We start from the raw sequence: 23331 nt of genomic DNA, 5'->3' as shown, positions 1-23331 counted from the left end.
TGGCGCTCCCGATCCGCAGGCTCAGTAGTTCCCAAGCCCGCCGCACACATTCAGCGCCTGGGCTGTCACACCCGCCGCCTGCGGCGAAACCAGATACGACACCATCGCGGCCACCTCCGCAGGCTCGATGTAGCGCCCGATCGGCACCCGATCCTCGATGCGCCGGCGGGTTTCCTGCTCGCTGGTGCCCCAGATGTGCGCGTAGTGATCGCGGACGCGTTGCGCCATGTCGGTCTCCACGAAGCCGGGGCAAACCGCATTGACGGTGATGCCCGACTTGTTTCGCGCCAGTTCCAGGCCGAGCGCCTTCGTGAACCCGACCATCCCGTGCTTGGACGCGCTGTACGGCGCGCCATGCAAGACACCTTGCTTGCCACCGGTGGACGCGATGTTGACGATGCGGCCGCCTGCAGGGATCAAGTCAAGCCGGAGCGCATCGCGAGTCACGTAGAACTGGCCGTTCAGATTCGTGTTGATCACGTTCTGCCACAGCGAATCGGTGACTTCCGCCGTCAGCCCCCCTCCGGAAATGCCGGCGCCGTTCACCAGCACGTCGATCCGGTTCCCCTCCGCCGCCAACGCCTCCAGCATGTCGCGCACCTGTGCCGGCTCGCTCACGTCACATACGGCGACGCGGACCTCGACTTCCGGGTAGGCGATCTTCAAGTCGGTGCTCAGGCGTTCGAGCGCGTCGGCACTTCTGGCCACCACGAACAGATTGCGTCCCTGCGCGGCCAGCGTCCTGGCAATCTCGCGACCGATTCCACCGGTCGCGCCGGTAACCAATGCATACGTTTTCATGTTCAATTCATCTCCGATCTTGATGCATGTCCGGGTCACGCCAGAGCGACGTGCATTCCCGATGGCGTCACGCCTCGACGCAGATTCACCTCGATGCGGTTCGCCAGCTCCGCTTCGCTCGCACGCGCCTCTTCACAGTCGATCCAGCACGCGAACAGCGCGTAGTCGTTCACCACCATCGGCGGCCCCAACCGGTGGGCGTGCGTTCCCGAACGGCGCAGCAGACGCTCGACACCGAGCGGCGACACGGTGACGAGCGCACGTGCGCCCAGCCTGGCCGCGCAGCAAATCGACGCACGAATCAGTTCGATGGCCTCGGCACTCGACATCTGGGTCAGCGCCCCTCGGCGTTCGGCGCCGAAGTCCATCACCGCGAACCGGGACAGTTCCCAGATGCCGGGATCGCAGGGCTTCGGCATCCCGTTGAGCAGCTGCGGAAAGACGTCGCCGAGCAGGTAGGGCCGGGAGGTGTCCAGCAGGCGGGCAATGCCGACCAGTTCGCCCAGATCGTCGAGCGCCAGCACATAGACCGTGTCCTCGCGATCGAACTGGTCTTTCTCCACGCCGCGTTCGCACGCGAGATCCCAGCCAAGTACTTCAACAAACACCTTGTAGCGGTACTCAAACATCTTTGCGGTCATACGTTCGCCAAGCGTCGTCGTGGTGCCCGTGATGATTTGCATCGCTCCCTCCCTGTCGTTGACGTGCATTTAATTACTTGCTCGCCGATCCCACTACTACGAATATTGGGAGGTAACGGGCGGGCGCCTGTTGCCTTCGGCCCGCGCGTCGGATCGCTGACGCCATGACGCGACGTGAGCCGCTGATAACAAAGGAGAAATTCCGTCGCACCGGATGCTGTCGTCGCTTCCCCCTCCGGATTCCGGGCGAATTGGACTACCAGATTTGGGAGGGTGCCGGGAGCAGGCTGTCCGGTCGGAATCGCACGAGGAAACGGGGGAACCGCAGAATCGACACGAAATCAGGCCAATCCGGATTTCGCAATGGTTCAAGGCCGAAAGGGCCCGCGCCTGTTGAGGCGGCGAGAATTGCCGCCTGCGGTGAAGTGAGTCGGGAAGAACGGATAGAAATTCGATGGACGGCCGGTGTCCGGCACGACACGAACGACATGATTGCTGCGCGGAGGTGCGGTGGCGCCCCACCCGCCGGTGGAAATCGGCAACCGGATTGCCGACCGGCCGCCGCGATGCGGACGCTCGCGAAACAGGCCCGCGTTACTTGGCCGCCACAGGGAAAACGGCGCGATCAGGCGCAACGCATCGCGGCGGACGATCGCGTCATCCGCCATGGCCCGGTCACATCGCCGACACCCGCCGCCCCGCACTCGCCCGCGCATCGCGACCGCGCTTGTTCAGCCACGACGCCAGCAGCACGATCAACGCCAGCACGGCCGTCGCACCCACTTCCATCCGGTGATCCTCGCTCACGAACATCACGGTCAGCGTGCCGCAGATGAACAGGATCACGGCCCATGTGAGCCACGGGAACAACCACATCCGCAACGTCAGGTCCGCGCCGCTCGATTCGAGCGTCTTGCGCATCCGCAGCTGCGAGATCGCGATCACGAGATACACGAGCAGCGCGATCGCGCCCGACGTCGCCAGCAGGAAGCCGAACACCTGTTCCGGCATCAGGTAGTTCGCGATCACGGTCAGGAAGCCGAACGCGGTCGATGCGAGCACGGCCGCACGCGGCGTGCCGGTCGAATCGGTGCGGTGCAGGAACGCCGGCGCGTCCTTGCGCTTGGACAGCGAGAACAGCATTCGCGACGCGGTATACAGCGCCGAATTCAGGCAGCTCGCGACCGACACGAGCACGATCACGTCGATGATCGCCTTCGCGTTCGGGATGCCGATCAGCTCCATCGCGCGCTGATACGAGCCGTGCTTCGGCAGCAGCGGGTCGTTCCACGGCACGATGGCCGCGACGACGAGAATCGAGCCGAGATAGAACAGCGTGATGCGCCAGATCACCGAATTGGTTGCGCGCACGATCTGGCGTTGCGGGTTGTCCGATTCGGCGGCCGCGATCGTCACGATCTCGGTGCCGAGGAACGAGAACATCGTCGTCAGCATCGCCGCGAGCACCGCGCCGGCGCCGTGCGGCATGAAGCCGTCATGCACGAACAGGTTCGACACGCCCGACACGGCCGGCGCCGGGATGATGCCGACGATCGCCGCGCCGCCGATGCACAGAAACACGACGATCGCGACGACCTTGATCAGCGCAAACCAGAATTCGAATTCGCCGTAGTTCTTGACCGAGAAGAGGTTGGTCACCGTCAGCACCAGCGTGATGCCGAGCGCGAATACCCAGGTCGCGACGCCGGGGAACCATGCATTGAGGATGGTCGCGGCGGCGGTCGCCTCGATCGGGATCACGAGCACCCAGAACCACCAGTACAGCCAGCCGATCGAGAACCCGGCCCAGTGGCCGATCGCGCGATCGGCATAGGTGGAGAACGAACCGCTGTCCGGATGCGCGACGGCCATCTCGCCGAGCATGCGCATCACCAGCACGACCAGCACACCGGCGATCGCATACGCAAGGATCGACGCCGGGCCGGCTTCCGCGATGGCGTGGCCGGAGCCGACGAACAGGCCCGCGCCGATCACGCCGGCAATCGACATCATCGTCACGTGCCGCTGCTTCAGGCCCGTACCGAGGCCTGTGTTGCTTCCACTCATCTGTCTCTCTCCAAAAAACGGTTCCGGTATGGCCGGGTATCGCGTGAAGGCAGCACGGGGGATTGTGGTTCTTGAGCCGGGCCGGATGCGGCGCCTGCACGGGATGCAGGCGCGGAGCCGGATCGGGGGCCGTTCCGGAACGGTGCGCGATGCAGTCTGCGAAGCTGCGGGTGCGATGCGGCGCGCAGGGCGCCGGCGCATCGCGTGCGCCCATTCCGTCGGCTTTCGTCAGCTGCCTTCGAAGCGAAGGAGTGTAAGCATCAAACGGTTCTTCACTGAGAACCAATTGAAGAATTTCGATGGAACCACTTGTTGCATCGACGTCGATCGATGCAACGCTTGTACCCGTTCGCGGCGGCTCGCGAGCGCGCCGAAAGCCCCCGGCCACACGTGGCCGGCCGGACGCAACCGATGCGTCAGCGCGTGCCGCTCGCCCTCTCATCGCGCCATTTGGCGGGGACGACGGCCTGCCATTCTCGCAGAAGCAGGTTTTTCACGGCGTCCGGACGGGCCGCCGACAGCCGCACCAGCACGATCGGCCAGCCGGCGTAGTGATCCGTCACGTAATACACGTCGGGTTCCGATTCGATCAGCCACGCGCGCTCGTCGGGGCCGACGCCTTTCACGACGAGCGTGTCGCCGTCCTCGCGCAGCCGCGCGAGCATCTTGCCCTTCACCCTGAGTGCGGGCGTGCCGTACGACATGCCTTCCTCGACGCCGCGCCACGCCAGCGCGATCTGCCGGACGTCGTCGAATGTCATGGGGCCTCCCGGCTGGATGCCTTCGGTTCGCGATCCGGCCACCCTACCGGAATTCGCGATGGTCCGCCGATCGAAGCGCGCCTATCCGCGCGCCGCACGTGCGGCCGTCGACGCGCGCCCCGTCGTCGCGACGATTGCGAACGCGATCGCGTTCGCGGCGGCGCTGGCCAGGATCGGCACGAGATAACCGCCGCCCGCGTCGTAGATGAAGCCGGCCGCGGTCGGCCCGATCAGCGTGCCGAATGCGACGCTCGTATAAAGCACGCCGATGATCCCGCTCACGTTGCGGCCGCCGAAATGGTCCATCACGACCGCCGGCAGCACCGCGACCCAGCCGCCGTAGAACACGCCGAACACGAGTGCGAACGCGGCAAGCGTCGCGACGGTGCCGGCGCCCGCCCACGCGACGAGCGCGACGGCCATGCCCGCGAACATCGCGAGCAGCGATGTGCGGCGGCCGAAGCGATCGGCGAGGCCGCCGAGGAAGAAGCGGCCGGCCGTGCTGCCGACGCCGATCGCGCCGAGCAGCAGCACGGCCGTCGATGACGAGACGCCGTGATCGAGCGCGTACGGCACGAGATGAACGAACGGGACGAACACGCCGAACGAGCAGATGAGGCAGGCTGCGTAGAGGCTCGCGAACGGACGCGACGTGACGGCTTCGCGCACCGTCGCGCCGGCTGACGCCGAAGCAGCAGCCGGCGTGCGACTCGCGGCTGCACCGGACACCGAAGCCCCCGCCTCGCATCCGGTGACTTTCGCGCCGCTGCCTTCGACGGGCTCATGCGCGGCCTCCCCGTCCGGCAGCAGCCCCCGCCCGCGTGGATCGTTCTCGATCAGCAACGACATCCCCGCGCCGATCACGAGCGCGATCACGGCCAGCGTGAAATACGCGCCGCGCCAGCCGGCATGCGCGATCAGCGAGGATGCGAGCGGCGGCATCACCAGCGTGCCGACGCCGATCCCGGCGACCGCGAGCCCCGACGCGAAGCCGCGCCGGCGCACGAACCAGCGCTGCACGGCGCCGACGGCCGGCACGTAAGCGCAGCCGACGCCGAGACCGACACCGAGCCCGTACGCGACATAGACCTGCACCAGCGTATGCGCGGCCCCGGCAGCCGCGAGCCCGATGCTCGTCAACAGCATCCCGGCGACGGCAAGCCGCCGCGAGCCGAAGCGGTCGGCCAGCGGCCCGCTGACGATGCCGAAACCGAAATACAGGAAGCCGGCCAGCGAGAACACGAGCGAGATCTGTCCGCGCGACGCGGAGAAATCCCGCTGCAGCGACTCGACGAACGCGCTGAACGTGTATGCGCTGCCGAAACCGACGAACGTGACGGCGAACGCGGCCGCAACCACGTACCAGCCGTAGAAAAGGCGCGACGCGTCCGGGCGGTTCATGACGATGCTCCTCTCAGGTTCCACCGGCCACCGGGCGGCGTCCGGATTGCCTCATGGATATAGTTGAACTATGTTGATCGCATCGGCCGCCAACCGGCAGTCGCAAGGCATACGATCGAATGCGTCAACAGTACTCGTGCGTACGCGTCGTCTCAAACGATATTTCGTCGGACTTTCGCTTTAGAAAAACTGAATGAATCGTTCCCGCTTGCCGCCGCTCAACGCGCTTCGCGCATTCGAGGCGGCCGCCCGCCACCTGTCGGTGAAGGCGGCCGCCGAGGAGCTCTCGGTCACGCCCGGCGCGGTGAGCCAGATGATCCGCACGCTCGAGGCGCATCTCGGCGTGCAGCTGTTCGAGCGCGTCAATCGCGGCATCCTGCTCACGGCCGCCGGCCGCGACTACCTGCCGCCGGTGCGCAACGCATTCAGGCAGATCGCCGATGCGTCGCAGCGCGTGTCGGGCGCCGCCGACAGCGGCGTGCTGACGGTGAGCGTCACACCATTCTTCGCATCCGCGTGGCTCGTCCCGCGCCTCGTGCAGTTCCGGGACGCTTGCCCGGACGTCGACCTGCAGGTCGTCACCAGCCACGCGCTCGCGGATTTCTCGCGCGACGGCGTCGACGTCGCGATCCGTCATGGCCTCGGGCGCTACATCGGGCTGTGCAGCGAGCGCCTGCTGACGGTGGAGATCGTCGCGCTCGCGTCGCCCGCGCTCGTCGCACGGCTCGGCATGCCGGCGACGCCGGCCGATCTCGTCGGCTGGCCGCAGTTGCACGACGCCGAGCGCAAGGGCTGGCACATCTGGTTCGGCGCGCAGCGGATCGACGATTTCGGCCCGCCGCGCGGCCCCGCGTTCGACGATTCGGGCCTGTTGCTGCAGGCGATCGTCGCCGGCCAGGGCGCCGGGCTGCTGCCGGCCGCGATGGTGCGCGGCGAACTGGCAAGCGGCCGGCTCGTGCAGCTCGCCGACGTCGCGTGGCTCGACGATTTCGCGTACTACCTCGTCTATCCGCCGCATCACGCGGAACGGCCGAAGGTCGCTGCATTCCGCCGCTGGATCCTCGACGCCGCACAGGCCGACGGTGCGGCATCGATGTCCGGCGCGGCGTAGCGTTACGCCCCCCTCACGGCGCGGTTTCTCTGCCGATCGGCTAACATGCGGCCCGACACCGATAACAACAGACCGAGAGAGACCATGCCTGCCCTGCTCCGCCGCGCGACACGCATCGCGACCTTGTCCGCCGCGCTCTTCGTCGCGTGTGCCGCGTTGCCGCCTTCCGCGCATGCCTACCGCGCATCGCCCGGCTACGGCAACGAGGCCGATCTCGACCGCCACGACACGTATCGCAACCGCGACGGCGAAACCGTGCACGCACCCGCGCATTCGAAATCGGGCCGCGTGCCCGATGGCGCGAGCGCGCGCTGCCGCGACGGCACGTACAGCTTCAGCCGTCACCGGCGCGGCACGTGCTCGGGGCATGGCGGCGTCGCCGCATGGCTGTAGCCTCGGCCGATCGGCCAATCCGGACCGCAGCGGCCACCCGCCGCTGTCAGCGACACTCGGCGGCGAAGTACAATAGCCGCTCGCGCCGCCGACACGCGGCGCCGCCGCCGCGCCGCGCGCGGCACGCTCCGTACCGAATCACCCGACGCCGCCACGCGCGCGCTGCGCGGCAGTCTCAACCACTTCTGAATTTCACACCGAAATGGCCCAATACGTTTTCACGATGAACCGGGTCGGCAAGATCGTGCCGCCCAAGCGCCAGATCCTGAAGGACATCTCGCTGTCGTTCTTTCCCGGCGCGAAGATCGGCGTGCTCGGCCTGAACGGCTCGGGCAAGTCGACGCTGATCCGCATCATGGCGGGCGTCGACAAGGACATCGAAGGCGAAGCAACGCCGATGCCGAACCTGAACATCGGCTACCTGCCGCAGGAGCCGCAGCTCGACCCGACGAAGACGGTGCGCGAAGCCGTCGAGGAAGGCCTCGGCGACCTGTTCCAGGCCAACAAGAAGCTCGAGGAAATCTACGCGGCGTACGCGGAGCCGGACGCCGACTTCGACGCGCTCGCGGCCGAGCAGGCGAAGTACGAAGCGATCCTCGCGTCGAGCGACGGCGGCAGCCCCGAGCAGCAGCTCGAAGTGGCCGCCGACGCCCTGCGCCTGCCGGCGTGGGACGCCAAGATCGAACACCTGTCGGGCGGTGAAAAGCGCCGCGTCGCGCTGTGCAAGCTGCTGCTCGAAAAACCCGACATGCTGCTGCTCGACGAACCGACCAACCACCTCGACGCGGAATCGGTCGACTGGCTCGAGCAGTTCCTGGTGCGCTTCCCGGGCACCGTCGTCGCGGTCACCCACGATCGCTACTTCCTCGACAACGCGGCCGAGTGGATTCTCGAGCTCGACCGCGGCCACGGCATTCCGTGGAAGGGCAACTACAGCAGCTGGCTCGACCAGAAGGAAGAGCGCCTGAAGCAGGAAGAAGCGTCGGAATCGGCGCGCCAGAAGGCGATCAAGAAGGAGCTGGAGTGGGTGCGCCAGAACCCGAAGGGCCGCCAGGCGAAGTCGAAGGCGCGTATCGCGCGCTTCGAGGAACTGAGCAGCCAGGAATACCAGAAGCGCAACGAGACGCAGGAAATCTTCATCCCGGCCGGCGAACGCCTGGGCAATGAAGTGATCGAGTTCAAGAACGTCAGCAAGTCGTTCGGCGACCGCCTGCTGATCGACAACCTGAGCTTCAAGATCCCGGCCGGCGCGATCGTCGGCATCATCGGCCCGAACGGCGCCGGCAAGTCGACGCTGTTCAAGATGCTGACGGGCAAGGAACAGCCGGATTCGGGCGAAGTCGTGATGGGGCCGACCGTGAAGCTCGCGTACGTCGACCAGAGCCGCGACGCGCTCGACGGCACGAAGACGGTGTTCGAGGAAATCTCGGGCGGCGCCGACGTGCTGACGGTGGGCAAGTACGAAACGCCGTCGCGCGCGTACATCGGCCGCTTCAACTTCAAGGGCGGCGACCAGCAGAAGATCGTCGGCAACCTGTCCGGCGGTGAACGCGGCCGCCTGCACCTCGCGAAGACGCTGATCTCGGGCGGCAACGTGCTGCTGCTCGACGAACCGTCGAACGACCTCGACGTCGAAACGCTGCGCGCGCTGGAAGACGCGCTGCTCGAATTCGCGGGCTCGGTGATGGTGATCTCGCACGACCGCTGGTTCCTCGACCGGATCGCAACGCACATCCTCGCGTTCGAAGGCGATTCGCAGGTCACGTTCTTCGACGGCAACTACCAGGAGTACGAAGCCGACAAGCGTGCGCGCCTGGGCGAGGAAGCCGCCAAGCCGAAGCGTCTGCGCTACAAGCCGATCAGCCGCTGACCGGCACGGCCCGGGCGCCCGGCACCGCGGCAATGCGGGGCCGGGCACCGAGGGCAGCCGCATCGGAACGCGGCACAACAAAAAAGCGGGCCGCTGGCCCGCTTTTTTCATCTGATGGCGGGCTGCTCGCCCGCCGCTCACGCGAGCGCGCCCAATTCGCGCAGCCGCGCCTCGGTCGCCGCCGCACTCGTGTGATGAATGCCGTGCCAGCCGAGCGCTGTCGCGGCCGCGGCATTCTTCGCGTTGTCGTCGATGAACACGAGTTCGTGCGGCGCGATGCCCGGCAAGTGCGGTTCGATCCGCGCATGCATCTCGCGGTAGATCGCCGGATCGGGCTTCACGAGCTTCACGCGGCCCGACACGACGATCTCCTTGAAACGCCGCAGCACCGGAAAGTTGTCCCACGCATACGGAAACGTCTGCGCGGACCAGTTCGTCAGCCCGAACAGCGGCATCCCCTGCGCGTCGAGTCGATCGACGAGCGCGGCGCCTTCATCGAGCACGCCGCCGATCATCTCGTGCCAGCGCGCGTAGAACGCGCGGATCAGCGCCTCGTGCTCCGGAAACTTCGCGGCGAGCTCGGCCGTGCCTTCCTCGATCGTCTGCCCGCCGTCCTGGCGGATCACCCAGTCCATCGCGCACACATGCGTGAGAAACCAGCGACGCTCGGCCTCGTCGGGAATCAGTTGCCGGTAAAGATAGTCGGGGCTCCAGTCGATCAGCACGCCGCCGAAATCGAACACCACGGCCTTGATCGTCATGCGAACTCCGTCGAAAGCACGTCCGCGAGCGGGCGCGGCGCCACCGGGTTGCCCGACAGCGTATTGTTCTGCCATACGAAGTGATGGTGCGCGACGATCTGCGCGGCCGACAGGTGCGTACGCTCGTTCGTCGTGTGCAGGTCGGACACGACGATCGTCCGGTAGCCGAGCAGCGCCGCGCGGCGCGCGGCCGAATCGACGCAGAACTCGGTCGCATAGCCGCAGATCAGCACCGAACGGATGCCGTGGCGGTCGAGCTGCGCCGCGAGCGGCGTGTCGTGAAACGCGTCGCTCACCTGCTTGCGCACGTGCCAGTCGTCGTTCCCGACGACCAGCCCCGCGTGCAGCTCCCAGCCCGGCGTGCCGGGCACGATGTCGTCGTCCGCATCGCCGTCGTGCTGCACGAAGCACACGGGCGCGTTCGCCGCGCGCGCCGCCGCCGTCAGCCGGTTGATGCCCGATACCACGTCATCGAGCCGGTAAGCGGGCTGCGCCCGCTCCACCAGCCCGCGCTGCATGTCGACCACGATCACTGCGGTGTCCGCCATTGCCTGCCCTCGGTTGTGTCGTTCGGCCGTGGTCAGGCCGTTCTCGCTCGTTGTGTCAGATCGGCTGCGTACGCGCGTCGAGCCATGCCTTGGCATCGCCGCTCAGGTGCCGGCCGACACGCTCGCGCACCGTCGCGTGATATGCGTTCAGCCACGCGCGTTCTTCGTCATGCAGCATTTCGATCAGCACGCAGCGCGTGTCGATCGGGCACAGCGTCAACGTCTCGAATGCGAGGAAATCGCCGAATTCCGTCTGCCCGGCCGCGCGGTTCACGACCAGGTTCTCGATCCGGATGCCCCACTGGCCGGGACGGTACACGCCCGGCTCGATCGACGTGATCATGCCTTCTTCCATCGCCGTGTACGGCTCGGCCGGCGCGTAGTGCGAGATCACCTGCGGGCCTTCGTGCACGTTCAGGAAGTAGCCGACGCCATGCCCCGTGCCGTGGCCGTAGTCGAGCCCGGCCGCCCACATCGGCGCGCGCGCGATCGCGTCGAGCATCGGCGAGCGGATGCCGCGCGGGAAGCGGGCGCGCGACAGCGCCATCATCGACTTCAGCACGATCGTGAAATCGCGCCGCTGCAGGTCGCTGACGGTGCCGACCGGCACGACGCGCGTGATGTCGGTCGTGCCGGTCACGTACTGGCCGCCCGAATCGATCAGCAGCAGGCCGTCGCCGGCGATCGTCGCGTGCGACGCCGGCGTCGCGTGGTAGTGCGGCATCGCGCCGTTCGCGTTGAAACCCGCGATCGTCGCGAAGCTCGCCGACACATAGCCGGGGCGCCGCGCACGCGCGGCCGTGAGTTTCTCCTCGATCGTCAGCTCGGTGATCGTCTCGCGGTTCACGGCCTGCTCGAACCACGTGAAGAATTCCGCGAGTGCGGCGCCGTCGTGTTCCATCGTCACGCGCACGTGCTCGATCTCGGCGGACGTCTTGCGCGACTTCGCGAACGTCGACGGATTCACGGCCTCGACGAGCTTCACGCCGGCCGGCACGGCCTCGAGCGTGCCGAACGTCACGCGGCGCGGGTCGATCAGCAGTGTCGCGCCGTCAGGCAGCGACGCAAGCGCGGCGCGCGCGGCGTCGTAGGCGCAAACGTCGACGCCGTCCTTCGCGAGCGATGCGGCCAGCGCCGGCGACACCTTGCCGTCGGCGACGAACAGCGTCGCGCGATCGGCGCCGATCATTGCGTGCGCAACGAATACGGGATTGAAGTTGACGTCGGCGCCGCGCAGGTTGAACAACCATGCGAGGTCGTCGAGCGTCGAGACGAAATGCCATTGCGCGCCCTGCGCGCGCATTGCGCGGCGCACTTCGGCCAGCTTGCTGGCGCGTGTCGTGTCGGCCTGTGGCGCCGCGTGCTCGAACACCGCGTCGCCGGGCAGCCCGGGCCGCTCGGGCCAGATCGCGTCGAGCAGGTCGAGATCGGTGCGCAGCGCGATGCCGCGCGCGTTCAGCGCGCCCGTCAGCCCGCGTGCGGCCGCGACGCCGAGCACGGCGCCGTCGACCCCGACCGTCGCACCCGCTGCCACGTTCTGCGCGAGCCAGTCGACGTGCGGCGCACTCTGCTGCCCGCCCGTCATCTTCATCAGTTGCACGCCCGTGCCGGCCAGTTCGGCATCGGCCTGCACCCAGTAGCGGCTGTCGACCCACAACCCCGCGAAATCCGCGGTCACGACCAGCGTGCCGACCGAGCCGGTGAAGCCGGACAGCCAGCGGCGCGCCTGCCAGCGCTCCGGCAGGTACTCTGACAGATGGGGATCGGCGGACGGCACGAGATAGGCGGCCAGGTCCTCGCGGGCCATGGCGTCACGCAGCAGCGCGAGGCGGGCCGGCACCGGCGAGACTTCGGGAAGACGGGCATTCATGATTTCACCTGAGAACATTCAGCGACGGGCCGACAGCGCAACCGTCACGGCTACGACGAGGAACGCGACACCGGTGCAGACCGGCCATTCGAGCGTCTCGCCATCGTAAAACAATCCAGAGAGATTGCCGGCCATGCGGGCCGCACCCGCGCCGACGATGCCGGCGAGCACCGCGATCCACCACGCCGGCCGGCCCGTGCGCCGCATCGGATGCAGCCATCGACCGAACAGCCCGACGGCCGCTCCCAGGACAAGAATTCCAAACCAGTTCATTCGACGCCTTCTATAAATTCAGATTCGTCCCATAGGCGTGAACGTTGCCAGCGGCTAGCATCGACTCATCCATCGAACCCGAGACCAGCCGGGTGCCGCCAACATTCGAGTGTAGGGGCCGACTCGGCGTTATGGCAAGCGCGCGCCGGCTGCCGTATTGAAGAAATTCTCATGCGAATCGCTCTGATCGATCCGGACGCGCGGCATGCCGCGCTCCTGAACCGCCTGCTCTTCGCAGGCGGTCATGTGTGCCACGCGTTTCCGTCCAGTGCGGCGTTCTTCGAGTGGCTCGCCACCGGCACCTGCGACATGCTGATCACCGGCCATTGGGCCGGCGACCAGCCGGCCGAGGAAGTCATTCCGCGCGCGCAGGCCATCCTGCCCGGGCTGCCCGCCATCGTCGTGATGCTGTTGCCGCGCGAAAGCCAAATCGTGTCGTGCCTGCATGCGGGCGCCGACGATTGCCTCGTGCGCCCCGTGAGCGGGCCCGAGATGCTCGCGCGCGTCAACGCGCTGAGCCGGCGCGCCGGCGTGCGCCGGCCACCCACCCGCTCGCGCGAAATGTATGGCGAATACGCTTTCGACGCCACGCACTCCCTCGTTCGCTTTGGCGGCGCAATCGTTTCACTCACGCCGAAGGAGTTTCGTTTCGCGCAGCTGCTGTTCACGAACCTGTCGCGGCCGGTGTCGCGCGCCCATATCCTCGAAACAGTGTGGGCGCGCCGCCGCGACATGAAGTCGCGCACGCTCGATACCCACGCGTCCCGGCTGCGCAGCAAACTGCAACTGCTTCCGGAGCGCGGCTACCGGCTGCTGCCGCTCTACGGCTATGGCTATCAACTCGACCGCGTGCCGATCGAGCCCCCAAATTCCCGGCCCCGGCACGCTGATGCCCGGTATGCGGCGAGTGAGGAAATCGCTGAAACGCTATAATATGGGGCTAAACGATAGCCCTCGATATGCAACTCCTCACGATCGGAATCAATCACCACACTGCGCCTGTCGCCCTGCGCGAACGCGTGGCGTTTCCGCTCGAGCAGATCAAGCCGGCTCTCGTCACGTTCAAGAACGTGTTTCTCGGCCCCCAGGCGCCCAATACGCCCGAAGCAGCGATCCTCTCCACCTGCAACCGCACCGAACTGTATTGCGCGACAGACGATCGCGCGGCACGCGAAGGCGCGGTTCGCTGGCTGTCGGAGTATCACCGGATTCCGGTCGACGAACTCGCGCCGCACGTCTATGCGCTGCCGCAGTCGGAAGCGGTCCGGCACGCATTTCGCGTCGCGTCCGGCCTCGATTCGATGGTGCTCGGCGAAACCCAGATTCTGGGCCAGATGAAGGACGCCGTCCGCACCGCGACGGAAGCCGGCGCGCTCGGCACCTATCTGAACCAGCTGTTCCAGCGCACGTTCGCGGTGGCGAAGGAAGTACGCGGCACGACTGAAATCGGCACGCAGTCGGTGTCGATGGCCGCCGCCGCGGTGCGCCTCGCGCAACGGATCTTCGAAAAAGTGTCCGATCAGCGCGTACTGTTCATCGGCGCCGGCGAGATGATCGAGTTGTGCGCGACGCACTTCGCCGCGCAAGGTCCGCGCGAACTCGTGGTTGCGAACCGCACGGCCGAACGCGGCCAGCGGCTCGCCGAGCGCTTCAACGGCCGTGCGATACCGCTCGCGGATCTGCCGACCCGCATGCACGAATTCGACATCATCGTGTCGTGCACGGCGTCGACGCTGCCGATCATCGGCCTCGGCGCGGTCGAGCGCGCAGTGAAGGCGCGCCGCCACCGCCCGATCTTCATGGTCGACCTCGCGGTGCCGCGCGACATCGAGCCCGAGGTCGGCAAGCTGAAGGACGTGTTCCTCTACACCGTCGACGATCTCGGCGCGATCGTGCGCGAAGGCAACGCGTCGCGCCAGGCCGCAGTCGCACAGGCCGAAGCGATCATCGAGACGCGCGTGCAGAATTTCATGCAATGGCTCGACACGCGCAGCGTCGTGCCGGTGATCCGTCACATGCATACGCAGGCCGACGCACTGCGCCGTGCCGAAGTCGACAAGGCGCAGAAGTTGCTCGCACGCGGCGACGATCCGGTCGCCGTGCTCGAAGCGCTGTCGCAAGCGCTGACCAACAAGCTGATCCACGGCCCGACGAGCGCGCTCAACCGCGTGAACGGCGCCGATCGCGATTCGCTGATCGACCTGATGCGCGGCTTCTACCAGCACGCACCGCGCTCGAACGACCAGTCCGGCCACTAGCGACGGCCGATCGCCCTGCCGCCGGCCGCGCGCCGGCCTATCCTTTCCGAATACCCCTTGCCCGGGAGCGCCGCTCCACACCATGAAGACGAGCATGCAACGCAAGCTCGACCAGCTGTCCACACGGCTGGCCGAACTGAACGACCTGCTGAGCCGCGAAAACGTCACGGCCGACCTCGACCAGTACCGCAAGCTGACGCGTGAACATGCTGAACTCGGCCCGGTGGTCGAACAGTATGCACTGTGGCGCCAGTCGCGCAGCGACGAGACGGCCGCGCAGGAGCTGCTCGGCGATCCGTCGATGCGCGACTTCGCGGAAGACGAAATCCGCAGCGCGCGCGAGCGCATGACCCGCCTCGAAACCGAGCTGCAGAAGATGCTGCTGCCGAAGGATCCTAACGACGACCGCAACATCTTCCTCGAAATCCGGGCGGGCACGGGCGGCGACGAATCGGCGCTGTTCGCGGGCGACCTGCTGCGCATGTACCTGCGCTTCGCGGAGCGCCAGCGCTGGCAGGTCGAAATGATGTCGGAGAGCGCGTCGGATCTCGGCGGCTACAAGGAAGTGATCGTACGGATCGCGGGCCAGGGCGCGTATTCGCGCCTGAAGTTCGAATCGGGCGGCCATCGCGTGCAGCGCGTGCCCGCCACCGAGACGCAGGGGCGCATCCATACGTCCGCGTGCACGGTCGCCGTCATGCCGGAAGCCGACGAAATCGGCGAGGTCGAGATCAATCCGGCCGACCTGCGGATCGACACGTTCCGCGCGTCCGGCGCGGGCGGCCAGCACATCAACAAGACCGATTCGGCGGTGCGCGTCACGCACATCCCGACCGGGATCGTCGTGGAGTGCCAGGACGACCGCTCGCAGCACAAGAACAAGGATCGCGCGCTGAAGGTGCTCGCCGCGCGCATCAAGGACAAGCAGTATCACGAGCAGCACGCGAAGGAAGCCGCGACGCGCAAGAGCCTGATCGGCTCCGGTGACCGCTCGGAACGGATTCGCACGTACAACTTCCCGCAGGGCCGGATGACCGACCACCGGATCAACCTGACGCTGTACCGTCTCGAGGCGCTCATGGACGGCGACCTCGACGAACTGATCAGCGCACTGGTCAGCGAACACCAGGCCGAACTGCTCGCGTCGCTCGGCGATGCCGACTGAGGCCGCGATGCCCGACACCACCGTCCGCGAACTGCTGCGCGCGTCGCCGCTCGATGCGGTCGATGCGCGCGTGCTGCTCGCGCACGCGCTCGGCTGGACGCGCACGCAACTGATCACGCGCGGCGACGCGCCGCTCGACTCGGCCGCGGTCGAACGCTACCGCGCGCTCGAGGCACGCCGCGTGGCCGGCGAGCCCGTCGCGCAGCTCGTCGGGATGCGCGAATTCTTCGGCCGGGCGTTCGACGTGACGCCAGACGTGCTGATCCCCCGCCCTGAAACCGAACTGCTCGTCGAAGCCGCACTCGATGCGATCGACGGGCTGTCGCATCCGGCCGTGCTCGATCTCGGCACGGGCAGCGGCGCGATCGCCGTATCGATCGCCGCCGAGCGCCCCGATGCGCGCGTGTGGGCGCTCGACCGTTCGCCGGCCGCACTCGCGGTCGCGCAACGCAACGCCGGCAAGCTGCTCGACGCGCACCGTCCCGGCGGCCCGCTGCACTGGCTGGAGAGCGACTGGTACGCGGCGCTCGATCCGGCGCTCGCATTCGACACGATCGTCAGCAACCCGCCGTACATCGCGCAGCACGATCCGCACCTCGAGCAAGGCGACCTGCGTTTCGAGCCGCGCGGCGCACTCACCGACGACGCCGACGGTCTCAGCGCGATCCGCACGATCGTCGCCGGCGCCGGCCCCCACCTGAAGCCGGGCGGCACGCTCTGGATCGAGCATGGCTACGACCAGGCCGAGGCCGTGCGCGCGGTGCTCGCATCGCACGGCTTCGTCGCAGTCGAATCGCTCGCCGATCTGGCCGCCATCGAACGCACGACAGGCGGCCGCCTGCCGGGCTGATGCCCGGCCCGCCCGGTTGAAATCCGCTATCATTTCGATCTACCGCCCCGCTAAAGCAAGGTCAGTCATGGACACCCAACAACGTATCAAGCAAATCGTCGACGAAAACCAGGTCGTGCTCTTCATGAAGGGCAACGCGCAATTCCCGATGTGCGGCTTTTCGGGCCGCGCCGTCCAGGTGCTGAAGGCCTGCGGCGTCGACCAGTTCAAGACGGTCAACGTCCTCGAAGACGACGAGATCCGCCAGGGCATCAAGGCATTCTCGAACTGGCCGACCATCCCGCAGCTCTACGTGAAGGGCGAATTCATCGGCGGCTCGGACATCATGATGGAGATGTACCAGTCGGGCGAGCTGCAGCAACTGTTCGCCGCCGCGTAATACGCGTCGCCCCCTTTCGATGGCATCTCCCAGCGCGCCGCCACGCCGGCTGATCGTCGCGATCACCGGCGCCACCGGCGCGGTCTACGGCGTACGGCTGCTCGAGCTGCTGCGCGCCGCCGGCGGCGTCGAAACGCACCTGCTGATTTCGAACGCCGGCTGGCTCAACATCCAGCACGAATTGAAGCTGTCGAAGGCCGATGTCGAAAGCCGTGCGGACGTCGTGCATTCGGTGCGCGACGTCGGCGCGACGATCGCATCGGGGTCGTTCGCGACCGACGGGATGGTGATCGCGCCCTGCTCGATGAAGACGCTCGCGAGCGTCGCGCACGGACTGTCCGACAACCTGATCACGCGCGCCGCCGACGTCACGTTGAAGGAACGCCGCCGCCTCGTGCTGATGGTGCGCGAAACGCCGTTCAACCTCGCGCATCTGCGCAACATGACGGCCGTCACCGAAATGGGCGGCATCGTCTTCCCGCCGCTGCCCGCGTTCTACGCGATGCCGAAGACGATCGAGGAACTCGTCGACCAGACCGTCACGCGCGTGCTCGACCTGTTCGCGCTCAGCGCACCGCAGACGACGCCGTGGGCCGGCATCCGGCACGCTCAGTAAACGCGCCCCCGCCGATCCGTTCTTCGCGCATCTTCGCCGATTTCAACGGCAAATCACTCGATTTCACGAATACAGCGCCCACCTGCCGTGGAACGCACGACGTCGCCCGCATTATCAACAAGCGGGCGTCAATCAAATTCGGAATCGCGGATTTATCAATACCCCGTGCGCGCCTATAGTCACAGGCAAATCCCTTTGCAGGCCACCACCATGAACCGCTTGCCTTCGCTCTACCTGTCCCACGGCGCCCCGACGCTGCCGATCGACCCGACGCTGCCGTCCGGCGCATTCACGCACCTCGCTGCCGAATTGCCACGCCCGCGCGCGGTGCTGATGCTGTCCGCGCACTGGGGCACGCAGCGCCCCGTCGCCAGCATCGCCGCACATCCGGAAACGATCCACGATTTCTACGGCTTTCCGCAGGCGCTGTACGACATCCGCTACCCGGCTCCCGGCGCGCCCGACATCGCCAAGCGCGCGGCCGGGCTACTGAATGCGGCCGGCATCGAGACCGCGACGACCGAGCACGGCCTCGACCACGGTGCGTGGGTGCCGATGCTGCTGATGTTCCCGGAAGCCGACGTGCCGGTGGCGCAGTTGTCGATCCAGCCGCGCGCGGATGCCGCCCACCACTTTGCGCTCGGCCGCGCGCTGCGACCGCTGCGCGACGAAGGCGTGATGGTGATCGGCTCGGGCCAGATCACGCACAACCTGCGCGCCGCCGATTTCGGTGCGGCCCCCGAGGATGCGGACCCGCGCGTCACGGCATTCACCGACTGGTTCGAGGCGAAACTGGCCGCGCGCGATGTCGACGCGCTGCTCGACTACCGCCGGCAGGCGCCGCATGCGGCGTTGATGCATCCGACCGACGAGCATCTGCTGCCGGTGTTCACGGCGCTCGGCGCGGCGGACGACGACTACCAGCTCGGCATCCAGTCGCTCGGCACTTACCAGCGGGTGCTCGCGATGACGAACTACGTGTTCGCCAGCACGGCTGCCTGAGGCCTGAGCGTCGCACGGCAAGCGCCGACCGCCCAACAAAAAGCCCGCCCGAGCATCGCTCGGGCGGGCTTTTTTCCGCTGCTGGCTGCCGCCGCCGAATCCGGCGGCAGGTTCACGCGTCAGGCACCGATCCCTTCGAGGATCTCGTCTTCCGATTCACGCTCGTCGAGATACTTGGTCCGGTAGCCGGTATTCACGCCCCAGAAGTAGAACACCAGCGAAATGGCCGCGACGATCAGCATGTCCCAGCCGTACGGCAGCACACCGTGACCGCCGAACTCCTTGCTGCCGATCAGCGACAGCACGGCCATCGTCGGCAGGTACGCGACCAGCCACCATGCGGCCTTCAGGTCGTCACCCCAGCCGGTCCAGCCCGACTTCGCCTGGAAGTAGAAGTACACCGGCAGCGCGACGATCATCAGCAGGATGATCTCGCCCGTGAGCGGCCACTTCGCCCAGTACAGGATCAGCGACGCGCAGACGAATGCGAACGGGGCGATCAGCTTCATCAGCGGAATCGACAGCGGACGCTCGATGTCGGTTGCCGCACGGCGCAGCGCCATCAGGCTGATCGGGCCGGTCAGGTACGAAATCACCGTCGCCACCGAAATCACCGCCGCGAGCGAGCTCCAGCCGCGGAAGAAGAACAGGAAGATGAACGAGACCAGCAGGTTGAACCACATCGCCTGGCGCGGCACGCCGTAGAGCGGGTGCACGTTGCCGAACATCTTCGGCATCGTGTTGTTGCGCTCCATCGCATAGATCATGCGGGTGGTCGTTGCCATGTACGTCGTACCGGTGCCGCTCGGGCTGACGAATGCGTCGACGTACAGCAGGATCGCGAGCCAGTTCAGGTTCAGCGCGATCGCCAGTTCGGCGAACGGCGACTTGAAGTTGAAGTGCGACCAGCCCTGCGCGACGTCGGCCGGATTCACCGAGCCGATGTACGCCACCTGCAGCAGCACGTAGATCACGAGCGCGATCAGGATCGACGTGATCACCGCGAACGGCACGCTGCGCGACGGGTTGCGCGCTTCGCCCGCAAGGTTCACCGGGCTCTGGAAGCCGTTGAACGCGAACACGATACCGCTCGTCGCGACCGCGGTCAGCACGGCCGACCAGCCGTACGGGGCAAAGCTTGCATTCGATGCGGTGCCGAGGTTTTCCGGATGGTAGCTCGTCAGCATCAGGCCGAGGATCGTGAGGCCGGGGATCAGGAACTTGAAGATCGTGATGGTGGTGTTTGCACGGGCAAACGCCTTCACGCCCCAGTAGTTCAGCATGAAGTAGATGACGACCAGCACGGCCGACAGCAGCAGGCCGGGTGTCGTCAGCTCTCCGTTCACGAACAGCGCATGCGCCCACGGATACGGCCACGTGCTCATGTACTGGATCGACGCTTCAGCCTCGATCGGGATCACGGATACGATCGCGATCCAGTTCGCCCATGCACTGATAAAACCGACCAGCGAACCGTGCGAATAGCGCGCGTAGCGCACCATGCCGCCCGACTCGGGGAACATTGCACCCAGCTCCGCATACGTCAGTGCAATGGCGAGAATCACGACAGCGCCGATGATCCATGCGCAGATCGCCGCCGGACCGGCAATCTTTGCGGCCTTCCAGGCGCCGAACAGCCAGCCCGAGCCGATAATCGAACCCAGCCCCGTCAGCATCAATGCAAACGGGCCGATGTTCCGTTGAATAGAACTCTTCACATCCTCTCCTATGTCTCAAAAAGCATGGTCGGCTCGCGGTCCGGGATCGGCTCGGACAGCAACGCGCACGCAATTTTGGGGGGGCGAGCCACCCGATCAGGGCAACCCGGCCGCGCGGCGCGTAGTTTAACGGTTGCACCTGAAACGTGGCGCCAAAATCGTTCGCCCCCTACAAAAAATTCGCGTCGTTTGCAAGCTTTGTAAACCTGATATCCGCAATAACCCTGAGTCCATGGAAATACGGTTGACCACGCGATTAATAAGCCGTATAAAGAACTTCGCAGGATTTCAAGTGGCGAGTGAATTGGTTCTTTCGTAGTTCGCCCATCAACGGTACTCCGGTTGGTCCTATTACCCCTTCCTTGATTTTCCGCACCCCATGGGCTTCGGCCCCGTTTTATCTTTTTAGGAACAAGTAACATGGCAACCGGTACCGTCAAGTGGTTCAATGACGCAAAGGGCTTCGGCTTCATCACCCCGGAAGGCGGCGGCGACGATCTGTTCGCGCACTTCTCGGAAATCCGCGTCGAAGGCTTCAAGACGCTGCAAGAAAACCAGAAGGTTGAATTCGAAGTGAAGACGGGCCCGAAGGGTCTGCAAGCTGCGAACATCCGTCCGGTCTAAGCTTGGCGCGATAATTCGTGAAAAAAAGCCCCGCTTCGGCGGGGCTTTTTGTTTTTCGGCGCCGGTTGCCCGGCATGGCGGCCGCTCAGCCGCCCGCATTCAACCGAACAACCGCTGCGCGTGAATGCCGAGGCCAGTCGCGACACTCGCGAGGCGGTCGCCGAACACCGGTTGCGCATCCGGGAATGCAGCCGCCAGCGCGCCCGACAGGAACGCGAGCCCCGTCGAGCCACCGGTGAAATACAGCGCGCCGACATCGCGTGGCGCAACGCCCGCAAGCCGCACCGTCTCGCGCGCGGCATCGACGATGCGTGCGGTGTCGTCGCGGCTCGCGTCGACGAGCCGGTCGGCATCGAACGCGATCTGCAGATCCTCTTCCACGTCGTTCAGGTCGATCATCGTCTCGCCGCCCGCCGCGACGCCGATCTTCGCTTCTTCCGCACGCGCCATCAGCGCATGCCCAAGCCGCTGCTCGACCACGCTCGTGAGCCGGTCGTACTGCCGTACCTCCCGGTACAGGTGCTTCATCAGTTTCAACTCGCCGAGCCGCTTCGGCGTGTAGACGGTGTTGATCAGGTGCCAGGTCGCGAGATCGAAGTAGATCTTGTTCGGCAGCTCGCGCCCTTCGGGGTCGAGCGAACGGTAGCCGAATGCGGGCAGGATCGCCGCCAGTTCGACACGCCGGTCGTAGTCGGTGCCCGCGACGTGCACGCCGTGGTGGGCCAGCACGTCATCCTTGCGCTCGAGCCGCGCCATCCGTTCGGGCCCGACGCGCACCAGCGAGAAGTCCGACGTGCCGCCGCCGATGTCGGCGACGAGCACGAGGCGCTCCGCCTGCTGGCGCGACTCGTAGTCGAACGCGGCCGCGATCGGTTCGTACTGGAATTGCACGTCCAGGAAGCCGACCGATCGCGCAGCGGCCTCGAGCTGGTCCTGGGCGAGGCGGTCGGCACGCGGATCGTCGTCGACGAAGAACACCGGCCGGCCGAGCACCGCACGGCCGATCGGCGCGCCCGCGCGGGCTTCGGCCTTGCGCTTCAGGTGCGTCAGGAAGCGCGCGATGATTTCGGTGTACGCGATCGCGCTGCCGTCGCCGAGATCGGTCGTCGTTTCCGCGAGCGGCGAGCCGAGGATGCTCTTCATCGAGCGCATCAGCCGGCCGTCGAAACCGTCGATGTAGGAGGCCAGCGCCGCACGGCCGTATTCGACCGTCTCTTCGTCGTTGTTGAAGAAGATCGCGGTGGGCAGCGTCAGGTGGTCGCCCTCGACGGGCGCGAGGCGCATGCCGTCGCCGTCGGGCAGCGCCACGGCGGAATTGGACGTGCCGAAATCGATCGCGCAGTAAGTCATGGGAAGGTGCCGCAGCAGGGCCGGCGCGAAAACGGAAAGGACGGGCTTTTTAACATGAAGCCCGCGGGATCACAACCGGGGCCAGCCACCAGGGCCGCGCAGCGGGCCTCGGTGGCAACGGCGCGCACCGTGGCGCGCGGGGGAAACCTGCGGGCGGGATGCGCGATGCAGCCCGCCATCCGGCGGGTCAGGCGGCCGCGTCGAAACCCTTCTTCCACGCGCCCGCATAGACGACCTCGCCGATCGCATGGCGCGTGCGCGGCGCCTTCTCGCGATCGCGCAGCACCGGATCGAGCTTGTCGACGTTGCCGTAGTGACCGAGCGAGATGATCGACGGAATCGCGACGTCGGCCGGAATCGCGAACGCATCGCGGAACGCCTTCGCGTCGAAGCCGCTCATCTGGTGGGCGGCCAGACCCAGCGCGTGCGCCTGCAGCACCAGCGACATCGCGGCGGCGCCCGCGTCGTACAGCGCGGTGGGCGCCGGCTCACCCTTCGGCGTGAGCGTGTGCGCGGTCACCGCGATCAGCACGGGCGCGGGGGCATTCCAGCCCTGGTTGAACGGCACCAGCGTCGCGAACGCGCGTTTGAATGCGTCGTCGTCCTGCGTGCGGTCGAATACGATGAAGCGCCACGGCTGCGCGTTGTAGGCCGACGGCGCCCAGCGGGCGGCTTCGAGCACGGCGTGCAGGTCACCGGCGCTGACGGGTTCATCCGAATACGCGCGCGGGCTCCAGCGGCCCGCGATCAGGTCGTGAATCGAAACAGTGGTGGGAGCAGGTTTGACGGACATGCGGTTCCTCGCTGACATCGATGAAGGGGCGCGAACGCCTTGCGAACCGCAAGCATACCCGCTTGAGCCGATGCGCGCC

The 23331-nt window shown here is 66.6% G+C and carries 24 protein-coding genes; 11 read left to right on the top strand and 13 right to left on the bottom strand.

What is annotated here, in order from left to right; translation table 11 throughout:
• Nucleotides 1-21: 21 nt before the first annotated feature.
• From LGN17_RS32240 to LGN17_RS32215, 6 genes are all read right to left on the bottom strand, one after another.
• On the bottom strand, nucleotides 22-801 hold the full coding sequence (locus tag LGN17_RS32240; protein ID WP_226200951.1) for an SDR family NAD(P)-dependent oxidoreductase: 780 nt from the start codon (nucleotides 799-801) through the stop codon (nucleotides 22-24).
• 35 nt (nucleotides 802-836) lie between these two features.
• Nucleotides 837-1484: an acyl-homoserine-lactone synthase gene (locus LGN17_RS32235; RefSeq protein WP_226200950.1), complete on the bottom strand. Its 648-nt coding sequence runs from the start codon at nucleotides 1482-1484 to the stop codon at nucleotides 837-839.
• Nucleotides 1485-1810: 326 nt separating this feature from the next.
• Nucleotides 1811-2110 carry a hypothetical protein gene (locus LGN17_RS32230; protein ID WP_226200949.1) on the bottom strand — a complete coding sequence of 100 codons (300 nt, stop codon included), beginning with the start codon at nucleotides 2108-2110 and terminating at the stop codon, nucleotides 1811-1813.
• A gap of 7 nt (nucleotides 2111-2117) precedes the next feature.
• A complete protein-coding gene (gene gabP, locus LGN17_RS32225; RefSeq protein ID WP_175957710.1) occupies nucleotides 2118-3509 on the bottom strand; it encodes a GABA permease in 1392 nt (463 codons plus the stop codon).
• Nucleotides 3510-3925: 416 nt separating this feature from the next.
• Nucleotides 3926-4270, bottom strand: a complete 345-nt coding sequence (locus LGN17_RS32220) for an MmcQ/YjbR family DNA-binding protein (RefSeq protein WP_226200948.1) — start codon at nucleotides 4268-4270, stop codon at nucleotides 3926-3928.
• Between the two features lie 81 nt (nucleotides 4271-4351).
• A complete protein-coding gene (locus tag LGN17_RS32215; protein WP_226200947.1) occupies nucleotides 4352-5671 on the bottom strand; it encodes an MFS transporter in 1320 nt (439 codons plus the stop codon).
• A 193-nt stretch (nucleotides 5672-5864) separates the two neighbouring features.
• Between LGN17_RS32215 and gcvA the strand changes: the two genes are divergently transcribed.
• From gcvA to ettA, 3 genes are all read left to right on the top strand, one after another.
• Entirely contained in the window at nucleotides 5865-6782 is a 918-nt protein-coding gene (gene gcvA, locus LGN17_RS32210; protein ID WP_226200946.1) for a transcriptional regulator GcvA, read from the top strand.
• A gap of 84 nt (nucleotides 6783-6866) precedes the next feature.
• Nucleotides 6867-7175: a DUF3761 domain-containing protein gene (locus LGN17_RS32205; protein WP_226200945.1), complete on the top strand. Its 309-nt coding sequence runs from the start codon at nucleotides 6867-6869 to the stop codon at nucleotides 7173-7175.
• A gap of 202 nt (nucleotides 7176-7377) precedes the next feature.
• The gene (gene ettA, locus LGN17_RS32200) at nucleotides 7378-9045 is read left to right on the top strand and encodes an energy-dependent translational throttle protein EttA (RefSeq protein WP_175957705.1); all 1668 of its coding nucleotides are present in this window, start codon (nucleotides 7378-7380) and stop codon (nucleotides 9043-9045) included.
• Between the two features lie 137 nt (nucleotides 9046-9182).
• Here ettA and LGN17_RS32195 read toward each other — a convergent pair whose 3' ends face one another.
• Genes LGN17_RS32195 through LGN17_RS32180 form a run of 4 tightly spaced genes read right to left on the bottom strand, consistent with a single transcriptional unit; the run spans nucleotide 9183 to nucleotide 12497 of the window.
• A complete protein-coding gene (locus tag LGN17_RS32195; RefSeq protein WP_226200944.1) occupies nucleotides 9183-9806 on the bottom strand; it encodes an HAD family hydrolase in 624 nt (207 codons plus the stop codon).
• Nucleotides 9803-10354: a cysteine hydrolase family protein gene (locus LGN17_RS32190; RefSeq protein ID WP_226200943.1), complete on the bottom strand. Its 552-nt coding sequence runs from the start codon at nucleotides 10352-10354 to the stop codon at nucleotides 9803-9805. The genes LGN17_RS32195 and LGN17_RS32190 overlap by 4 nt, the downstream gene beginning before the upstream one ends.
• Before the next feature lie 55 nt (nucleotides 10355-10409).
• Nucleotides 10410-12224, bottom strand: coding sequence for an aminopeptidase P family protein (locus tag LGN17_RS32185; protein WP_226200942.1), 1815 nt, complete (start codon nucleotides 12222-12224; stop codon nucleotides 10410-10412).
• A gap of 18 nt (nucleotides 12225-12242) precedes the next feature.
• Nucleotides 12243-12497, bottom strand: a complete 255-nt coding sequence (locus LGN17_RS32180; protein WP_011350796.1) for a hypothetical protein — start codon at nucleotides 12495-12497, stop codon at nucleotides 12243-12245.
• Between the two features lie 309 nt (nucleotides 12498-12806).
• On the opposite strand from LGN17_RS32180, the gene LGN17_RS32175 reads away from it, so the two are divergent.
• The 7 genes from LGN17_RS32175 (at nucleotide 12807) to LGN17_RS32145 (ending at nucleotide 18767) form a co-directional block, all read left to right on the top strand.
• On the top strand, nucleotides 12807-13430 hold the full coding sequence (locus LGN17_RS32175) for a response regulator transcription factor (protein WP_226200941.1): 624 nt from the start codon (nucleotides 12807-12809) through the stop codon (nucleotides 13428-13430).
• 26 nt (nucleotides 13431-13456) lie between these two features.
• Complete coding sequence (gene hemA / locus LGN17_RS32170; protein WP_226200940.1) at nucleotides 13457-14755, top strand: glutamyl-tRNA reductase; 1299 nt, start codon at nucleotides 13457-13459, stop codon at nucleotides 14753-14755.
• Nucleotides 14756-14837: 82 nt separating this feature from the next.
• Nucleotides 14838-15920 (top strand): peptide chain release factor 1, encoded by a 1083-nt coding sequence (gene prfA / locus LGN17_RS32165; protein ID WP_226200939.1) that lies wholly within the window; start codon nucleotides 14838-14840, stop codon nucleotides 15918-15920.
• A gap of 7 nt (nucleotides 15921-15927) precedes the next feature.
• Nucleotides 15928-16770 (top strand): peptide chain release factor N(5)-glutamine methyltransferase, encoded by an 843-nt coding sequence (gene prmC, locus LGN17_RS32160; RefSeq protein WP_226200938.1) that lies wholly within the window; start codon nucleotides 15928-15930, stop codon nucleotides 16768-16770.
• Nucleotides 16771-16837: 67 nt separating this feature from the next.
• Nucleotides 16838-17149, top strand: coding sequence for a Grx4 family monothiol glutaredoxin (gene grxD / locus LGN17_RS32155; protein ID WP_006477066.1), 312 nt, complete (start codon nucleotides 16838-16840; stop codon nucleotides 17147-17149).
• A gap of 19 nt (nucleotides 17150-17168) precedes the next feature.
• Nucleotides 17169-17765 carry a UbiX family flavin prenyltransferase gene (locus LGN17_RS32150; RefSeq protein ID WP_226200937.1) on the top strand — a complete coding sequence of 199 codons (597 nt, stop codon included), beginning with the start codon at nucleotides 17169-17171 and terminating at the stop codon, nucleotides 17763-17765.
• A gap of 210 nt (nucleotides 17766-17975) precedes the next feature.
• The gene (locus tag LGN17_RS32145) at nucleotides 17976-18767 is read left to right on the top strand and encodes a DODA-type extradiol aromatic ring-opening family dioxygenase (RefSeq protein WP_226200936.1); all 792 of its coding nucleotides are present in this window, start codon (nucleotides 17976-17978) and stop codon (nucleotides 18765-18767) included.
• Between the two features lie 119 nt (nucleotides 18768-18886).
• Here the strand turns inward: LGN17_RS32145 and LGN17_RS32140 are convergent, their stop codons facing one another.
• Nucleotides 18887-20485, bottom strand: coding sequence for an APC family permease (locus LGN17_RS32140; protein WP_175957694.1), 1599 nt, complete (start codon nucleotides 20483-20485; stop codon nucleotides 18887-18889).
• Nucleotides 20486-20905: 420 nt separating this feature from the next.
• Here LGN17_RS32140 and LGN17_RS32135 point away from each other — a divergent pair, with 420 nt between their 5' ends.
• Entirely contained in the window at nucleotides 20906-21109 is a 204-nt protein-coding gene (locus tag LGN17_RS32135; protein ID WP_006477070.1) for a cold-shock protein, read from the top strand.
• Nucleotides 21110-21208: 99 nt separating this feature from the next.
• Here the strand turns inward: LGN17_RS32135 and LGN17_RS32130 are convergent, their stop codons facing one another.
• Together LGN17_RS32130 and LGN17_RS32125 are read right to left on the bottom strand one after the other, a co-directional pair.
• The gene (locus LGN17_RS32130; protein ID WP_226200935.1) at nucleotides 21209-22459 is read right to left on the bottom strand and encodes an Hsp70 family protein; all 1251 of its coding nucleotides are present in this window, start codon (nucleotides 22457-22459) and stop codon (nucleotides 21209-21211) included.
• Nucleotides 22460-22646: 187 nt separating this feature from the next.
• Complete coding sequence (locus tag LGN17_RS32125; protein WP_175957692.1) at nucleotides 22647-23252, bottom strand: nitroreductase family protein; 606 nt, start codon at nucleotides 23250-23252, stop codon at nucleotides 22647-22649.
• Between the last annotated feature and the right edge of the window lie 79 nt (nucleotides 23253-23331).

The sequence above is a fragment of the Burkholderia sp. AU30280 genome (assembly GCF_020420125.1).
Lineage (GTDB): Bacteria > Pseudomonadota > Gammaproteobacteria > Burkholderiales > Burkholderiaceae > Burkholderia.
The sequence above is the reverse complement of the archived record's forward strand: the minus strand, read 5'-3'. Positions and strand labels throughout refer to the sequence as shown.

What these genes read in the sequence shown, in the direction of transcription:
- LGN17_RS32240 (WP_226200951.1), bottom strand. Translation starts at nt 801, where the DNA reads ATGAAAACGTATGCATTGGTTACCGGCGCGACCGGTGGAATCGGTCGC.
- LGN17_RS32235 (WP_226200950.1), bottom strand. Translation starts at nt 1,484, where the DNA reads ATGCAAATCATCACGGGCACCACGACGACGCTTGGCGAACGTATGACC.
- LGN17_RS32230 (WP_226200949.1), bottom strand. Translation starts at nt 2,110, where the DNA reads ATGGCGGATGACGCGATCGTCCGCCGCGATGCGTTGCGCCTGATCGCG.
- gabP (WP_175957710.1), bottom strand. Translation starts at nt 3,509, where the DNA reads ATGAGTGGAAGCAACACAGGCCTCGGTACGGGCCTGAAGCAGCGGCAC.
- LGN17_RS32220 (WP_226200948.1), bottom strand. Translation starts at nt 4,270, where the DNA reads ATGACATTCGACGACGTCCGGCAGATCGCGCTGGCGTGGCGCGGCGTC.
- LGN17_RS32215 (WP_226200947.1), bottom strand. Translation starts at nt 5,671, where the DNA reads ATGAACCGCCCGGACGCGTCGCGCCTTTTCTACGGCTGGTACGTGGTT.
- gcvA (WP_226200946.1), top strand. Translation starts at nt 5,865, where the DNA reads ATGAATCGTTCCCGCTTGCCGCCGCTCAACGCGCTTCGCGCATTCGAG.
- LGN17_RS32205 (WP_226200945.1), top strand. Translation starts at nt 6,867, where the DNA reads ATGCCTGCCCTGCTCCGCCGCGCGACACGCATCGCGACCTTGTCCGCC.
- ettA (WP_175957705.1), top strand. Translation starts at nt 7,378, where the DNA reads ATGGCCCAATACGTTTTCACGATGAACCGGGTCGGCAAGATCGTGCCG.
- LGN17_RS32195 (WP_226200944.1), bottom strand. Translation starts at nt 9,806, where the DNA reads ATGACGATCAAGGCCGTGGTGTTCGATTTCGGCGGCGTGCTGATCGAC.
- LGN17_RS32190 (WP_226200943.1), bottom strand. Translation starts at nt 10,354, where the DNA reads ATGGCGGACACCGCAGTGATCGTGGTCGACATGCAGCGCGGGCTGGTG.
- LGN17_RS32185 (WP_226200942.1), bottom strand. Translation starts at nt 12,224, where the DNA reads ATGAATGCCCGTCTTCCCGAAGTCTCGCCGGTGCCGGCCCGCCTCGCG.
- LGN17_RS32180 (WP_011350796.1), bottom strand. Translation starts at nt 12,497, where the DNA reads ATGAACTGGTTTGGAATTCTTGTCCTGGGAGCGGCCGTCGGGCTGTTC.
- LGN17_RS32175 (WP_226200941.1), top strand. Translation starts at nt 12,807, where the DNA reads ATGCTGATCACCGGCCATTGGGCCGGCGACCAGCCGGCCGAGGAAGTC.
- hemA (WP_226200940.1), top strand. Translation starts at nt 13,457, where the DNA reads ATGCAACTCCTCACGATCGGAATCAATCACCACACTGCGCCTGTCGCC.
- prfA (WP_226200939.1), top strand. Translation starts at nt 14,838, where the DNA reads ATGAAGACGAGCATGCAACGCAAGCTCGACCAGCTGTCCACACGGCTG.
- prmC (WP_226200938.1), top strand. Translation starts at nt 15,928, where the DNA reads ATGCCCGACACCACCGTCCGCGAACTGCTGCGCGCGTCGCCGCTCGAT.
- grxD (WP_006477066.1), top strand. Translation starts at nt 16,838, where the DNA reads ATGGACACCCAACAACGTATCAAGCAAATCGTCGACGAAAACCAGGTC.
- LGN17_RS32150 (WP_226200937.1), top strand. Translation starts at nt 17,169, where the DNA reads ATGGCATCTCCCAGCGCGCCGCCACGCCGGCTGATCGTCGCGATCACC.
- LGN17_RS32145 (WP_226200936.1), top strand. Translation starts at nt 17,976, where the DNA reads ATGAACCGCTTGCCTTCGCTCTACCTGTCCCACGGCGCCCCGACGCTG.
- LGN17_RS32135 (WP_006477070.1), top strand. Translation starts at nt 20,906, where the DNA reads ATGGCAACCGGTACCGTCAAGTGGTTCAATGACGCAAAGGGCTTCGGC.
- LGN17_RS32130 (WP_226200935.1), bottom strand. Translation starts at nt 22,459, where the DNA reads ATGACTTACTGCGCGATCGATTTCGGCACGTCCAATTCCGCCGTGGCG.
- LGN17_RS32125 (WP_175957692.1), bottom strand. Translation starts at nt 23,252, where the DNA reads ATGTCCGTCAAACCTGCTCCCACCACTGTTTCGATTCACGACCTGATC.